Origin of the sequence: Priestia koreensis, assembly GCF_001274935.1 — a bacterium.
GTDB lineage: Bacteria > Bacillota > Bacilli > Bacillales > Bacillaceae_H > Bacillus_AG > Bacillus_AG koreensis.
This window is the reverse complement of record NZ_LILC01000015.1, coordinates 69,342-85,149: the sequence shown is the minus strand read 5'-3', so window position 1 is coordinate 85,149 and position 15,808 is coordinate 69,342. Positions and strand designations below refer to the sequence as shown.

14 protein-coding genes are annotated in these 15,808 nt (G+C 39.5%); 9 read left to right on the top strand and 5 right to left on the bottom strand.

What is annotated here, in order from left to right:
* Nucleotides 1-85: 85 nt before the first annotated feature.
* Both AMD01_RS12970 and AMD01_RS12965 read right to left on the bottom strand, forming a co-directional pair.
* Entirely contained in the window at nucleotides 86-1,390 is a 1,305-nt protein-coding gene (locus tag AMD01_RS12970; protein WP_053401850.1) for an MFS transporter, read from the bottom strand.
* A gap of 109 nt (nucleotides 1,391-1,499) precedes the next feature.
* Nucleotides 1,500-3,794, bottom strand: coding sequence for a glycoside hydrolase family 3 C-terminal domain-containing protein (locus AMD01_RS12965; protein WP_053401849.1), 2,295 nt, complete (start codon nucleotides 3,792-3,794; stop codon nucleotides 1,500-1,502).
* Between the two features lie 149 nt (nucleotides 3,795-3,943).
* Between AMD01_RS12965 and AMD01_RS12960 the strand changes: the two genes are divergently transcribed.
* The gene (locus AMD01_RS12960; protein ID WP_053401848.1) at nucleotides 3,944-5,170 is read left to right on the top strand and encodes a helix-turn-helix domain-containing protein; all 1,227 of its coding nucleotides are present in this window, start codon (nucleotides 3,944-3,946) and stop codon (nucleotides 5,168-5,170) included.
* Between the two features lie 14 nt (nucleotides 5,171-5,184).
* Here the strand turns inward: AMD01_RS12960 and AMD01_RS12955 are convergent, their stop codons facing one another.
* Nucleotides 5,185-5,616: a MarR family winged helix-turn-helix transcriptional regulator gene (locus AMD01_RS12955; RefSeq protein ID WP_053401847.1), complete on the bottom strand. Its 432-nt coding sequence runs from the start codon at nucleotides 5,614-5,616 to the stop codon at nucleotides 5,185-5,187.
* Nucleotides 5,617-5,738: 122 nt separating this feature from the next.
* On the opposite strand from AMD01_RS12955, the gene AMD01_RS12950 reads away from it, so the two are divergent.
* The 8 genes from AMD01_RS12950 (at nucleotide 5,739) to AMD01_RS12915 (ending at nucleotide 13,166) form a co-directional block, all read left to right on the top strand.
* On the top strand, nucleotides 5,739-6,143 hold the full coding sequence (locus AMD01_RS12950; protein WP_053401856.1) for a CidA/LrgA family holin-like protein: 405 nt from the start codon (nucleotides 5,739-5,741) through the stop codon (nucleotides 6,141-6,143).
* The gene (locus AMD01_RS12945) at nucleotides 6,113-6,805 is read left to right on the top strand and encodes an LrgB family protein (RefSeq protein ID WP_053401846.1); all 693 of its coding nucleotides are present in this window, start codon (nucleotides 6,113-6,115) and stop codon (nucleotides 6,803-6,805) included. Before AMD01_RS12950 ends, AMD01_RS12945 begins: the two co-directional genes overlap by 31 nt.
* A 124-nt stretch (nucleotides 6,806-6,929) precedes the next feature.
* The gene (locus tag AMD01_RS12940; protein ID WP_053401845.1) at nucleotides 6,930-7,607 is read left to right on the top strand and encodes a response regulator transcription factor; all 678 of its coding nucleotides are present in this window, start codon (nucleotides 6,930-6,932) and stop codon (nucleotides 7,605-7,607) included.
* Nucleotides 7,604-8,983, top strand: coding sequence for a sensor histidine kinase (locus AMD01_RS12935; protein WP_053401844.1), 1,380 nt, complete (start codon nucleotides 7,604-7,606; stop codon nucleotides 8,981-8,983). Before AMD01_RS12940 ends, AMD01_RS12935 begins: the two co-directional genes overlap by 4 nt.
* 90 nt (nucleotides 8,984-9,073) lie before the next feature.
* Entirely contained in the window at nucleotides 9,074-10,168 is a 1,095-nt protein-coding gene (locus AMD01_RS12930; protein ID WP_053401843.1) for an ABC transporter permease, read from the top strand.
* The gene (locus AMD01_RS12925; RefSeq protein WP_053401842.1) at nucleotides 10,168-10,845 is read left to right on the top strand and encodes an ABC transporter ATP-binding protein; all 678 of its coding nucleotides are present in this window, start codon (nucleotides 10,168-10,170) and stop codon (nucleotides 10,843-10,845) included. Before AMD01_RS12930 ends, AMD01_RS12925 begins: the two co-directional genes overlap by 1 nt.
* 197 nt (nucleotides 10,846-11,042) lie before the next feature.
* Nucleotides 11,043-11,777 carry a GntR family transcriptional regulator gene (locus tag AMD01_RS12920; protein WP_053401841.1) on the top strand — a complete coding sequence of 245 codons (735 nt, stop codon included), beginning with the start codon at nucleotides 11,043-11,045 and terminating at the stop codon, nucleotides 11,775-11,777.
* Between the two features lie 42 nt (nucleotides 11,778-11,819).
* Entirely contained in the window at nucleotides 11,820-13,166 is a 1,347-nt protein-coding gene (locus tag AMD01_RS12915; protein WP_053401840.1) for a GntP family permease, read from the top strand.
* Nucleotides 13,167-13,207: 41 nt separating this feature from the next.
* Here AMD01_RS12915 and AMD01_RS12910 read toward each other — a convergent pair whose 3' ends face one another.
* Together AMD01_RS12910 and scpC are read right to left on the bottom strand one after the other, a co-directional pair.
* Nucleotides 13,208-14,086 carry a radical SAM/SPASM domain-containing protein gene (locus tag AMD01_RS12910; protein WP_053401855.1) on the bottom strand — a complete coding sequence of 293 codons (879 nt, stop codon included), beginning with the start codon at nucleotides 14,084-14,086 and terminating at the stop codon, nucleotides 13,208-13,210.
* Between the two features lie 193 nt (nucleotides 14,087-14,279).
* The gene (scpC, locus tag AMD01_RS12905; RefSeq protein ID WP_053401839.1) at nucleotides 14,280-15,794 is read right to left on the bottom strand and encodes a succinyl-CoA:acetate CoA-transferase ScpC; all 1,515 of its coding nucleotides are present in this window, start codon (nucleotides 15,792-15,794) and stop codon (nucleotides 14,280-14,282) included.
* Nucleotides 15,795-15,808 lie beyond the last annotated feature (14 nt).

The window sequence follows — 15,808 nt, the reverse complement described above, 5'->3', positions numbered from 1 at the left end:
AAAGCGGTGAGAGTTTACTTCTCGTAAACTCTCACCGCTTTTTTCATCTCAGAGGAGGGGTTTTGTCCCAGCCTCCTCAGCATAGTTAACTTAATTGCCTCGGTACCTCGATTGGTAACGGAACAACTTCCTCTTTTGACTGCCCAACCTCTGGTAGCGGTTTAAGTGATAACATACCTAACACCGTACATCCTGTAAGGAATAAGAAGAAGAATGGCCAGCTTCCGATCGCAAGAAGCAGTGGTGCAAGGGCCGGAACAATAGATTGCGGTAATGCGTTCGCTACGTTCATTAAACCAAAGTCTTTTGCCGCATCTTCTTTATTAGGAAGAATACGCGAAACGAGAGCTAAATCGACCGCTGTAAAGCATCCAAGACCTAAGCCCATGATGATACTTGCAATTAGGATGATGCTGAAGTTTGTTGTGAACGTAAGCATAAGCAGCCCTACGATAATGATGACCGTTGAGCCATATAAAAATGGCTTTTGTTTCTTGAATTTGTCTGCTAATAGACCTCCCACAATACTTGTAAGAGATGTTGCCGCTAAGCCTACTAAATTAATTGTTCCGATGCTATTTGTTGCTTGTTGCTCGGAAAATCCTAGGCGGTTCACTAACATAACTGTCATATACAGCGTGCTAAAATAACCCATCATAATTAAAAACTTAGAAGCAATCGCCCATGAAAACTCAGGGAATTTACGAGGGCTCGGGTAGACTTTGCTGATTTTCTCTACAAGAGAGGTCTTGTCTCCAGATCTTTCTACATGCGGGATCTCAATTTTTCCATCTCGAATAATAAATAAGCTAATAATCGGTCCAATAACACCAATAGCCGAAATAAGAATCCACTTTGTATGTGTAGAAGCTGTACCAATGCTCATCATAAGTACAGTACCAATGGCTACTCCTAACGGAAGCGCTAATCCTAATAGCCCAGAGATTGTTCCCTGCTTCTCCACTTTTACTTGATCTGGAATAAGAGCTGTATAAGCGGCCATTCCAAAATTAAAGAATAATTGCGCTACGCACCAACCAACAAGCACCTGCCAAATCTCAGTCGCAAATCCGATAAATAATAGCGCCGCAGCACCTAGTAATGGCCCTAGGAAAATCCATGTTTTTCTTCTCCTAAATCCAATATTTGTTCGGTCACTAATGGCTCCCCCTAATGGATTTCCAGCTAAAGCAAAGATCGCCCCTACCCCCGCTATTAATCCATAAGACGATGTATAACCATTCGGATCAATTTCCATCATTTTAAATGTTAAAAGCATCATAGCAGGTGTTAATAATCCAACCATCATACACGTATAGCCAAACATAATCCCAGTTGTTAATCTCCCAAACGGTGTACTTACTTGCCCCCTTATTGCCTGCTTTGACATGATATTTCCCCCTCAACTCATCTTTTGTTAACGCTTTCATTAAAGCTAACAAAAAACTCCTCATCTTATTTATCTCCAACTCTCATTTAAGAGAGTTGGAGAACTTGATTTAGGCCTTTATAGTCAATTCCTCATTCAAACGATTAATCATTTCACCAAGCATTTCCTCTGTAAAATTCCCCTGACTAAAGTTAACAAGTGCACGAAGCGGCATGTAGTTCATCATTGCAACCATCATTTCTGCTCCCTCTTCATCCATTTCAGCTAGATTAGCAAGAGGATTATTTTTATTTGCCTCTGCCAAAAGCTCTTTCGCTACTGGTGCTAGATCTGGATTGGATAAAAGGTCTCCAACAGTTGTATTGCGATGAACATCTTTTTTGAATTTTGTTGAGGACTCTACATGCAAAAACTCTGAAAGAATGATTTCCTTCGATGATTTTCCAACTAAAATCTCAAATTCACCCGTTTCAACATGCCAATCTTTTAATGCTACGTTGTAGTAAGCAAAGGATCGTTTATTAAGAGTAAACGTAACAGTTTTTACTTCTCTAGGCGCTAACTCTACCTTCTCAAACCCTTTTAACTCTTTTTCAGGTCTAATTACAGTGCTCTCAACGTCTTTGACATATAGCTGAACGACTTCTTTTCCTTTTATATCTCCTACGTTTTTCACATCAACATGAACCGTGACGTGTTCGTCATCTTGAATGGATGCTCGCTCCAGCTTCAGATTGCTATATTCAAATGCTGTGTAGCTCAAACCATATCCAAATGGGAAAAGCGGCTCCACACGTTTCTTATCGTAATAACGATACCCAACAAAAATTCCTTCTTTATACTCCACCGTATCTTCTTCCCCAGGGAAATTTAGGAATGATGGGTTTTGACTAAGCTCTTTTGGGAACGTTTCTGCTAATTTTCCACTTGGGCTTGCTTCCCCAAATAATAAGTCAGCAATAGCACCACCAAGCGCTTGACCACCTAAATATCCTTCAAGAACTGCTTTAGCCTGATCAAGCCAAGGCATCTCAATAGGTGCTCCATTACTTAAAACAATAACAATATTCGATTGAACCGAAGCCACTGCCTCAATAAGCTTAATGTGGTTCTCTGGTAAACGAAGGTGATTACGGTCGTAGCCCTCTGACTCGTATCGATCAGGCAATCCTACAAATAGAACGGCTGTCTCAGCGCTTTCTGCTACTTTTTTTGCTTCTTCTAAAAGAGCTTCTTCCACCTCATCACTTTCAAGGCGATATCCTTTAGCAAACGTAACGTCCGTCTCTTGACCTGCTACTAATTGTATTTCATCTAAAATATTTTCAAGGTTTGTTGGGTTGATATGAGAGCTTCCTCCACCCTGATAGCGGGGATTATGAGCAAAATCACCGATCACTGCTAGTTTGCCTTTTTTACTCAGAGGCAGGATGTTTTCGTCATTTTTTAAGAGCACCATACTTTCTCTTGCTACCTCGCGCGCTAGCTGATGGTGTTCTTCTTTACTGTAAGTAGCATTTTCCTTTTGATGATCAACTGATTTAAAAATAATTGATAGCAATCTTTCAACTGCGCTATTCAATACTTCTTCAGAAAGTTGGCCATCTTCTAAGGCCTTCGTCAGCTTTCGTTCACCAACGCCACAACTAGAAGGCATTTCTAGCTCTAAGCCATTTTTCAAGCTGTCAACAATCTCATTTACAGCGCCCCAATCAGAGACGACAAATCCTTCAAATCCCCACTCATCTTTTAAAATATCTTGTAATAAATGGCTATTTTCAGAGGCATATCCGCCGTTTACTTTGTTATAGGCACTCATAACTGTCCAAGGCTGTGCTTCCTTTACAGCTGTCTCAAAGCTTGCTAAATAAATTTCGCGAAGCGTTCGCTCATCCACTACGGCATTCGTAGACATTCGTCGGTGTTCTTGATTGTTAGCTGCAAAATGCTTTAACGATGTGCCTACCCCTTGACTCTGCACACCTTTAATATGATTCGTCGCCATTTGAGAAGAGAGATAAGGATCTTCTGAGAAGTACTCAAAGTTTCTTCCGCACAGAGGCGAGCGTTTGATATTTGCTCCAGGACCTAAAAGGACAGCTACATTTTCTGCCTGGCATTCCTCTCCTAACGCTACACCTACCTGCTGAATTAATTCCTTATTCCATGTACTAGCCAATCCAACGGCCGATGGAAAACATGTTGCAGGCACACTATGATGAATGCCTAGATGATCAGCCCCTTCTACTTGCTTTCTTAATCCGTGCGGACCGTCTGTTAACATAATAGAAGGAATGTCTAGACGTTCAATCCCCTTCGTATGCCAAAAATCTAACCCTGAACAAAGGCTTACTTTTTCTTCTAAAGTTAATTGTGATAAAATGTCTTTTATATTTCTACCCATGATGACCTCCTAAGTGTTAGCTTTTTAAAAAAGAAAGCGTTTTCTTAATTGGATTATAGAAATTATCATGTGTGAAATATTGTACTTTTTCTAGGAAATTTGTATTATTATTAGAAAATTCAAAAATAAAATCTACAGGGGGATTATATATGATCGCGGGGGATTTTGAACAAGTAAAATACGTGTGCGAGCTAATTCATCAACTTCATGATATTCCAATCTTCTTATTAAATAAGAATGGAGAAATTTCTTTGGAACAATCTACTCTCTATCCTTCTCACCCTATTTATAAATCAAACCGAGACTTCCTTGCATCGTTGTTTCTGGAGGAACAAGAATACCGATTGCCTCTCCTAAAATCAACAGGCCGCTTAGAATACTTTTTTATGATCAATTTATATCATGAGGATTGCTTTTTAGGGAAAATTATCGGCGGTCCCGTCGTATATTCACATCTTACAGATGAATCAGTAAAAGGGGTTTTAAGTGATTATCAGCTAAACATACACAATAAAGAAGCCTTTCAGTACTATTATTCGCTTCCTGTAGTAAATCGCTTAAAATTTATCCATATTAGTAGCTCGATGTTTTATATGATCTATCAACAACAAGTTGTTTGTCGAGATATCAAAGAATTAAGACAAAATAACCCCATACAAGTTCAACCTCCCGATTCTCATATCTCAAATCGACGAGAGCATTCGCTTATCCATGCCCATCCTTCTATTGAAGAGAAGGTTTTTGGGTGCGTCAGAAATGGTCAAAAAGAGGACTTGATTGCTAATCTTAAAATTTTCCCTGAAACAGGTGACGTTGGAGTTCTGTCAAAAACGAGCCATCTGCGGAGCGAAAAAAATTTGGGCATCGTCTGTATTGCTCTAGCAACGAGAGCTGCAGTTGAGGGTGGGTTAAACTCTGAAATTGCGTACACGCTTAGCGATTTTTTTATTCAAAATTTAGAAGAAATAAGTGACGTCTTCGCTGTTAGCCCTTTTATTGAAAAAGCCTTACTCGAACTAACTGAACGAGTTGCCACAACAAGAGGTACTAAATACTCAAAGCCTATTACCACCGTTCAACACTATGTTTTAACCCATTTATATGAAGAGATCTCGTTAACACAGCTTTCAGCACTAACCTATTTAAATTCAAGCTATTTGTCCGTACTATTTAAAAAAGAAGTTGGGATGTCCTTGACCGAATACATTCAACAATCAAAGATTGAAGAAGCAAAGAAGCTGATAACGTACACAAATCGCTCCATCATGGAGATTGCTTCCCTTCTAAATTTTCACGATCAAAGTCATTTTACAAAGGTGTTTAAGAAGATAACGGATACGACTCCGAAACAATTCCAAAAGGGGCTTCTTTCATAAAGGAGCCCCTTGTTTTATTCAAAAAAAACATCATTCATCCGACTGATAAGGATACCAAATGTCTCTTTATCTTCTTCTGACCAGCCTTTAAGCATGCTCTCATATCGTTCAATTCGTAACCTTTTGTCCTTCTCCAATGCTTCTTTTCCTTTTTCCGTAATCATTAGTAAACTGACGCGTCGATCAGTAGGATCTGAAGAACGTGTAATGAACTTCCTCTCCTCTAGCGCTGCAGCCTGACGTGAAAGAGTGGAAATATCCAGTTTGAAAGATGCTGCTAGCTCTTTTACTCGTGTAGCCCCCACTTCATCTAACTCCCTTAACAGCAAATAAGGTGCTCGTTCAAGATGCCCAATTTTACGATCAGACGTATCTAAGTAAACGGCTCTTCTAATAAAGGTCGTTAATTCATATTCAATTTGTTCAATTGAACTTTTTTTCATCAATTTTATTCACTCCTCATTACGTCGTGCTCGTTGACAATACCAAACATAGTTGTATAATACAACTATATATTTGTCGTATGCAATTATTTTTGTGCCCTAGATAGAGAGGAACGATATTCGTGATTAAAATTATTCGGATTATCATTCAAATTATCATTTTATATGTCTTCTCCTTTATTGGTGAGTACATTCATCAAGTCTCACATCTTCCGGTTCCAGGGAGTATCATTGGTCTTTTATTGCTTTTTATTCTATTACTATGCAAAGTCATCCCAGTGAAAATAATTGAAGATGGATCTAGTTTTTTATTAGCCTTTCTCCCCCTTCTATTTATACCTGCGATTACAGGGATTATGAAATACCCATCCCTTTTTTCACTAAACGGAGCAATTTTATTTTTTATCATTATTGCAAGTACGATTCTAACAATGGTTGTGGCGGGATTTGCAAGTCAATTCTTAGAGCAAAAAGCAAATAGACGAAAGGAGGAAAAAGCATGCAACAAGCAATCTTCGCAATCGCTATGATTGTCCTAACAGTTATCGCCTACTTATTAATGGCAAAACTATACGTGCGCTTTTCGTATCCTATTTTTATTCCCGTTTTAACCACTACCATTCTCATGATCGTTATCCTAGTCATACTCCATATACCTTATGAAGACTATATGAGTGGTGGAAAGTGGATTAATTCCTTGCTAGGTCCTGCCGTTGTTGCTCTTGCTTACCCTCTTTATAAACAGCGACACATTCTTTTAAAATACAGCTTTCCGATTCTAGGTGGAGTGGTTGTTGGTCTTTTTTGTGGCATGATTAGTGGACTCGTTTTTGCAGAAATATTTGGCGTTGATCGTAATCTTATTTTATCCATTGTTCCGAAATCCATTACAACTCCTGTCGCCATTCAAATTGCTTCAGGTTTAGGTGGGATTCCTTCTATGACCATCGTATTTGTCATGATCGCGGGCTTTTCTGGTGTGATACTTGGACCACTTGTCTTAAAATGGCTCCGGATTCACAGCTCACTTGGAAAAGGAATTGCTCTTGGCAGCGCCTCACATGCTTTAGGAACATCAAAGGCGCTAGAATACGGAGAGCTAACGGTATCAATGAGCTCTGTCTCAATGACGTTAAGTGCGATTTTAGGGTCGATACTGGGTCCAATTGTTGTTTGGATTTTTCATGTCTAACATCTCCACCATACGTTAAGCGAACCGACGAACAAAAGGAAGCATCGGAATCCCGGTGCTTCTTTCTTTTCTGTTAAAAGCACTTTAGAATAGAGAAAAAGCTAGTTTTGAGGTGATGTTAAAAATGATTCATATCCTAATAGCAGATGATGATATACATATTCGGGAACTGCTCCGCCATTACCTTCAAACCGAAGGATACGTCGTGTTAGAGGCATCAGATGGAGTCGAGGCCTTACAAATTTTAGAACAACGTCAAGTTCAGTTGGCGATTGTCGATATAATGATGCCTAATAAAGATGGTTTTCAGTTATGTGAGGAAATTCGCCGCTACTATGATTTTCCTATCATCCTTCTAACTGCCAAAGATCAGCTTATAGATAAAGAACGTGGTTTTACAGTCGGAACAGATGATTACGTCACAAAGCCGTTTGAACCACGCGAACTCCTCTTCCGAATCAAAGCATTACTACGCCGCTATCAAATGGTAAGTTCAGAAAAAATCTTGTTAAACCAAACCATCATCGACCGGAGAAGCTATGAGGTTCAGGTAAAAGGAAAAACGATTATGTTGCCAATGCGTGAATTCGAACTGCTCGCACAGCTTGCTAGTTTTCCAAGTCGCGCCTTTTCCAGAGAGGAATTAATTCAGCTCGTTTGGGGTGCCGATTTTGATGGCGATGACCGTACAATTGATGTACATATTAAACGTCTAAGGGAGCGATTTGCAAACCATACAGATGACTTCCAGATCCAGACGGTACGAGGCGTTGGCTATAAATTGGAGGTTTCTAAACCGTGAGAACTCTTTATTTACGTATCTTCCTCACAACCATTTTCGTGATGATCTTAAGTAGTTTTTTCGCCTTTTTTCTCTCCAACGCCTATTACCAGTTTAAATTAAAGCCTGCAAACGACCAGAAGCTAACGAAGATGGCGAACGATATCAAAGATTTTTATGAAGATAATGCTGAAGACAATATTGATGCCTATTTAACAAGCGTTGGACATCTGGGCTATCAACTTTATTTAGTGGATGAACAGAAAAAAACCATGTTCTTCGGAAATGAATTTCGCAAAAACACATTAAGAACCGCGAACATTCAATCTGTGTTAGCAGGGAATAAATATCATGGAATCAAAGACTATCCATCAAAAGTATTCATTACAGGTTTTTTCGAAAATGATCTCCGAAATACCGTTGGTGTTCCTATTACAGCCAACGGTACGAAATATGCTTTATTTTTACGCCCTGACACAGAACTTCAAATCGGTGAGCTACGTATCTTTTTAGCCGTGTTACTCGTTCTTACTTTTTTCATTAGTGTACTACTCGTCATTATTAGTACACGTTACATTGTAAAACCAATTACAAGACTAACGGAAGCAACGAAAAGGCTCTCTAAAGGCGACTATAACCTACAATTAAACGTCAATAGACGCGATGAAATTGGTAGACTAGCTAGTCACTTCTCACAAATGGCGAAAGGACTTGAACAAGTCGAAGCAAGCAGACAGGAATTTGTTTCAAACGTCTCACATGAAATTCAATCACCTCTATCATCTATACAAGGATTTTCTCAAACCTTGCAATCTCCCTCGTTACCTGAGGAAGAACGAAGACGATATTTAGAAATTATTGAACATGAAAGTAAGCGGATGTCGCAGCTTAGCAAACAGTTGTTAACTCTTGCTTCGCTTGATAAGGAAGATGGGCTCTTAACAAAGACCACGTTCGACCTTTCAAACCAACTAAAGCAAGTACTCATGATGACCGAATGGCATTGGCGTGAAAAAGATATTGCTGTTGATATGGAGCTTCCAAGCACATTTGTCTTTGCTGATGAAAATTTTCTTCATCAAGTATGGACAAATCTTATTACAAATAGCATTAAGTTTACAGAGCCAGGGGGAACGATCTCCTTATCGATTCGTACACGTGACACCGATTGTATGGTCACCATTTCTGATACCGGAATAGGCATTGCCCCCTCTCAGATTGAGCATATTTTTGAACGTTTTTATAAAGCAGATAAAGCAAGAGATCGCAAGGAAGCAAGCAGTGGTTTAGGACTAGCCATTGTGAAAAAGATCATTGATTTACACGAAGGAACAATTGATGTAAAAAGCGAGTTAGGTAAAGGGACAACTTTTATCGTAACATTCCCAAGACGCTAATTATTCATTTGTCATTTTCCGTTCACGCTCCATTCATATTTCACTCTTATTCTATTCATAGAAACAATACGATGAATGGAGTTGATGATAATGTTTCTTGCCATACGTGAGCTAAAACATGCAAAGCTACGCTACCTTTTAATAGGTTCCATTATGATGTTAATTGCCCTTCTAGTGCTTTTTGTTTCTGGATTGGCTAAAGGATTGTCTTCAGATAACGCTGCTTCAATTCAAAATCTTAAAGCGGATTATCTAGTTGTCCAAAAAGACGCAGAAGGTCGTATTAACCGATCGATGTTATCGGCAGATACAATTCATGAGATTCAAAAGCATGAATCCACAAAAAAACTGACACCACTGGGCGTTCAGATGAGCACCATTACGAAAGTAAATGCAGAGAAACAAATTGACGTGACGTTCTTTGCAGTTGATGCGAACCGTAATTTAAATCCAACGGTTATAGAAGGAAAGAGGCTAGATAATCGAACAACAAAAAATGTCGTTGTGAATGAATCCTTAAAAGAGAACGGATTTCATCTCGGTGACCAGGTTCAGATGAAGGGCACAGACAAAGCTTTTACGATTATCGGCTTTACAAACAAACAATCATTCAGCCACACCCCTGTCATTCATATAAACAAACGTGAATGGGCTGAAATCCAACCATCAGAGTTTAAAAATCAATTTAATGCACTCGCTTTTAGCGGAAACAAATCCGCAGCTACGAAGTTAGAGGATTCTCTGTCTGGTGTCGAGTTGGTGACGAAAAATGACGCACTAAAAGGAATACCAGGTTATAAGGAAGAACAAGGATCTCTCGTTATGATGATCGTTTTTTTATTTGTTATTGCGACCTTCGTTTTAGCAGTATTTTTCTATGTTATTACCATTCAAAAATCCAACCAGTTTGGCGTGTTAAAAGCAATTGGCGCTACTTCCCGTTATTTAACACGATCTATTTTGACTCAAATGCTATTTTTAACCGTGGTCAGCTTATTACTCGCCATTGTGATTGCCTATGGATTAGCTACGCTATTGCCGAGTACGATGCCGTTTGAACTTAGCCCGTTTCTTGTTGGTGTCTGCTCTGCCCTGTTTATCGTTGTCTCAATCATTGGATCATTATTATCGCTGTATCGAGTAACAAAGGTAGACGCAATTGATGCGATCGGGAGGGCTGCATAATGAAAAGTAAATTACGATTGAATAACATCCGAAAAGTATATCAAGATGGAGATACGTTGGTAGAAGTATTAAAGGATGTTTCGCTAGATGTAAAAGCAGGTGAACTAATTGCAGTCGTAGGACCTTCTGGATCTGGTAAAAGCACGTTCTTATCAATTGCTGGGGCCCTTTTATCACCTACTGAAGGACAAATTCTTTTAGACGGCATTGATATTACAAAAGCATCCCCTACTCAAATGAATCACATTCGGTTAAATAAGATTGGGTTCGTCTTTCAAAATGCCCATCTCATCCCCTACCTGACGGTTCAAGATCAGCTTTTATTATTAGCAGAACTATCCGGTCAAAGAGGACGTGAAGCTTCGAAAAGAGCGGAAAAACTGTTAGCACGACTTGGATTAACACACCGCGCACACAATCATCCTGACACTTTATCAGGGGGTGAAAAGCAGCGCGTGGCGATTGCCAGAGCATGGATGAATGACCCTGAGATTCTATTAGCGGATGAACCTACCGCAAGCTTAGACTCTGAGCGCGGACGATCTGTCGTAAAAATGCTCGCTGATGAGGTCAAGTTACGAGAGAAGGCAGCCATTATGGTGACACATGATGAACGAATGCTTGATTTATGCGATCGTGTTGTTTTCATGGAAGACGGTTCATTACGTAGTAAGTAAGCCTAAAAACCATTTTTTCTACAAGAATGCGTAGAGAAAATGGTTTTTATTCTAGATTAAATGAGGGATGCATAGCCTATACAACAAGCGCTTGATTAATTTTTTTGAAAAAAATAATTAAAAGCGTTTTCAAAACAGGAATAATGTACTATAATACTTGTATACAAGTATACTTGATCAGCAAGGAAGGTGAATAGATGAGTGAATCAGAGGGTCTTTTGTATCCTACAAAGTGGCTGACAAAGGCTTCCACCGGTGATCGCGTTGCTTACGAATTAAGGATGCGTATTATTTCTGGCACGATTGAAAGCGGTACCATTTTATCTGAAAATAAATTAGCTGCCGATTTCGCTGTTAGTCGTTCACCTGTTCGTGAAGCACTTAAAGTTTTAGCATCAGAAAATATCATTCGCCTTGAACGAATGGGTGCTGTGGTTATTGGGTTAACAGAAAAAGACATAGAAGAAATTTATGATGTACGCTTATTAATCGAAACATTCGTATTTGAACGGCTCGTTAAGCTAGATATTAACCAAGTCGTAAAAGAGCTAAGTAAAATTCTTGAAATGATGAAGATCGCCATCAAATACCATGATGCAGACGAATTTTCATTTCAAGACGTGTTGTTTCACGAAACGATTATTCGTTCCATCGGTCATTCGCACATTATGATGATCTGGAACAACTTGAAGCCAACGATGGAAAGCCTGATCCTCTTATCAATGAGGATGCGGTTTGAAGAAAAATATGATGATTTTGAACGTATTTTTACAAATCATGAATTATATATCGAAGCTATTCGTAAAAAGGATCGCGCTCTAATGATTGAATCGTTGCACCGAAACTTTGATGATGTTCAAGGTAAAGTAGAAGACTTATGGATATCTCAACAGCTATTAGCAAACAGTGCAGACAACAACAAACAAAAATGAGAACGATTACAACAAGATAGATAAGGAATTGGGGGAATTATCATGCCATTAGTAATTGTAGCAATCGGCATCGTTGCACTATTAATTCTTATAATGGGTTTCAAATTAAATACATTTGTCTCTTTAATTATCGTATCCTTTGGGGTTGCATTAGCCCTTGGGATTCCGTTAGAAAATGTCGTTAAGACGATTGAAACTGGCTTGGGTGGAACGCTCGGACATTTAGCGCTTGTATTTGGGCTTGGAGCTATGCTTGGTAAATTAATTACCGACTCAGGCGGTGCGCAGCGTATCGCAATGACGCTTGTAAAAAAATTCGGTGAGAAAAACATCCAATGGGCTGTAGTAGCTGCTTCATTCATTATTGGAATCGCTTTATTCTTTGAAGTTGGATTAGTACTATTAATCCCAATCGTATTCGCAATCGCAAGACAGCTAAAAGTTTCCATTTTATACCTTGGTATTCCAATGGCTGCGGCACTATCTGTTACACACGGCTTCTTACCACCGCATCCAGGACCAACTGTTATCGCGGGTGAGTACGGAGCAAATATCGGTGAAGTATTACTTTATGGTTTCATCATCGCAATCCCTACTGTGATCCTAGCTGGACCAGTATTCACAAAAATTGCGAAAAAGCTTGTACCTGATTCATTCAACAAAACAGGCGACATCGCGTCTCTTGGAAAACAAAAAGAATTCAACCTTGACGAAACACCTGGTTTTGGAATTAGCGTATTCACAGCTATGCTTCCTGTTATTTTAATGTCTGTTGCAACGATTATTAAGTTACTTCAAGAAACGTTAGAATTAAAAGACCATACGATCTTCCATGTAATTAGCTTCATTGGAGACGCGTCTACATCGATGCTTATCTCTTTATTAGTCGCTATTTACACAATGGGATTAGCTCGCAACATTCCAATTAAAAACGTAATGGACTCTTGTGTATCAGCTATTACTCAAATCGGTATGATGCTTTTAATTATCGGTGGAGGCGGTGCCTTCAAACAAGTACTGATTGATGGTGGTGTAGGTAATTATGTAGCAGATCTATTTAACGGATCTTCTCTATCACCAATCATTCTTGCATGGTCTATCGCTGCTATTCTACGTATCTCTTTAGGATCTGCAACGGTGGCAGCTCTAACAACAGTTGGATTAGTGAACCCGCTGCTTGGACACACGGATGCAAACTTAGCGCTAGTTGTTCTAGCGACTGGAGCAGGTAGTGTAATCGCTTCCCATGTAAATGATGCAGGATTCTGGATGTTCAAAGAATATTTCGGTCTGACAATGAAAGAAACGTTCTCTACTTGGACATTACTTGAAACAATCATTTCAGTAGCTGGATTAGGATTTATCTTACTTCTTAGCTTGTTCGTATAATGAGAAACGCCCTTGCTTCGTACTGAAGCAAGGGCGTTTTGTTATTTACCGAAACGTTGTCGATACCCACATTTTCTACATAACTCTTCTACCGCAACACGGCGCGAGAAACCATCCACGATATTTGTGGCGCGTTCCCCTTCAATAATCTCAGAAAACGGCTTATCGTTAATGTTACCGAGGTTTACGACACCTTCACCGTCTAAGCAACAAGGAATAACGACTCCATTTGCTAAAATCCCCGCTTGGTTACGGAGACCATGACAGAAGCCTTTCCCATCGTCCTCTTCCTCATGAAGCGCTGGCCATTTAAATTCATAATCTTGGTTAATGAACACGCGTTCCGCTACTTTTACACCGCTACCTGGCGTCAGCTTTTCTTCAATTTGATAATCCAAATTAAATTCGTCTTCAATAATTTGTAGAATCGTGCGGTTACGCTCAATTTCAAGGTTTGTTTTGTTATCTTGCGTAAGGTTCCAAAGTCTAAGCGATACGATAAGATCTGATTGCGTAGTCGCTTCTTTAATGAATGCTAAAATACTTCTAACATAGCCCTCTTTATCCTTTGACCCTTCATGACCATCAAAGCTATGCAGTGAAAAGTTCATTTGTCTAAGAGCTGGCTTATTTAATAGTTTATGACGATTTTTATTAATCAAGGTACCATTCGTCGTAATATTAACCTTAAATCCTTTTTCATGACTTAAATCCAATAGCTGATCAATTTTCGGATGAAGCAAAGGTTCTCCTTTAACATGTAAATAAATAAAGTCTGTATATGGCTTAATTTCATCTAAACGTTTTGAGAAATCCTCTAGTGAAATAAACTGCTTCACTCGCTCCGTTGGGGGACAAAAGCTACATGCAAGATTACAAATACTCGTAATCTCCAAGTAAAACTTCTTAAATTTTTTCAACTTCCATTCCTCGCTTCTTTTGCTACTTAGAACACGATCATAAACGAGCTCTATACCTATTACATCACACTTTTTCAAAAATAGAAATCAGTTTTGCACGTTTTCGCCCCTCCCACCCCTTTTGAATGTTTCACGGGAAACATCGCAAAAGGACTCTTTCTCACGATGAAAGAGTCTTTTTGAACGTGACCTTTTATACTAGCTCTTCTACCTTCTCTAGCATTGTTCCATTCTGAGCGAAGTTAATATGCCAAGAAAGTGCTTTTTCCAAAATATGAGGTGTTTGTCCACCTCTTGTTTTCGCTTCTTCATAATAAGCAAGAAGCTGCTTGCGATACATTGGATGCGCACAGTTTTGAATGATGAGTTCTACTCTCTCACGTGGTGCTAGTCCCCTTAAATCCGCATACCCTTGCTCTGTCACGACTACGTCTACATCATGCTCGGTGTGATCCACGTGTGACACAAATGGAACGATGCTAGAAATGGCACCGTCTTTTGCAATTGATTTCGTAACGAAGATCGCTAAACGCGCATTTCGTGCAAAGTCTCCTGACCCGCCAATTCCGTTCATCATTTTGGAACCAAGAACATGCGTAGAGTTTACGTTGCCGTAAATATCAAACTCTAACGCCGTGTTGATTGAGATTAACCCCAAGCGGCGAATAATTTCTGGATGGTTGGAAATTTCCTGAGGGCGCATTAGCAATTTATCACGATATTGATCAAAGTTTGCAAATACCGTTTTCATCTTTTCCTCTGACAATGTAATGGAGCAGCAAGAAGCAAAATCAACTTTTCCTGCATCCATTAAGTCAAATACAGCATCTTGAAGAACCTCTGAGTACACCTCTAGCCCTTCAAAATCTGAATCCAGCATGCCGTGCAATACCGCATTTGCGACAGAACCAATTCCTGATTGAAGAGGAGCAAGCTTATTCGTTAAACGCCCTACCTCCACTTCTTGTCGAAGAAAATCAATGAGGTGACCTGCCATAATCGCCGTATCCTCATCCGGTGGTACAATTGTAGACGGAGAATCTAGTTGATCCGTAAATACAATGCCCCTAATTTTATTCATATCAACAGGAATTCCAATTGTTCCAATGCGGTCCTTTGATTTGGTTAACGGAATAGGCAAACGATCTCCTTGTTTACCTGGTTCATATAGATCATGTAACCCTTCTAATTGAAGAGATTGTGACATGTTTAGCTCGATAATAATCGACTTTGCATTCAGGGCAAATGATAGAGAGTTTCCAATGGAAGTGGTTGGAATGACCATTCCATCCTCCGTTATAGAAACCGCTTCCAAAATTGCCAAATCAACGTTCATTACATTACTGCGAATAAGCTCCGATGTGTGAGATAAATGTTGATCAACAAATAAGAAGTCTCCTTTATTAATGCCCTTTCTCATCGTTGGATCAGCCTGAAACGGCAATCGTTTATCTAAAATCCCTGCTTCAGCAAACAATTTATCTACGTCAGATCCTAGTGATGCTCCTGTATAAACGTTAACCTTGAAGTTCTCTTCTTCTCTCACGCGATTCACGAGCGCGAAAGGTACGGCCTTCACATCACCTGCACGAGTAAAACCACTTAGCCCAAGCGTCATGCCATTTTCGATCCATGAAGCTGCTTCTTCAGCTGTTACAACTCGATCTCGTAATTGTTCGTTTCGAATGCGTTCCTCGTAGTTTCCCATCATAATCCCTCGCT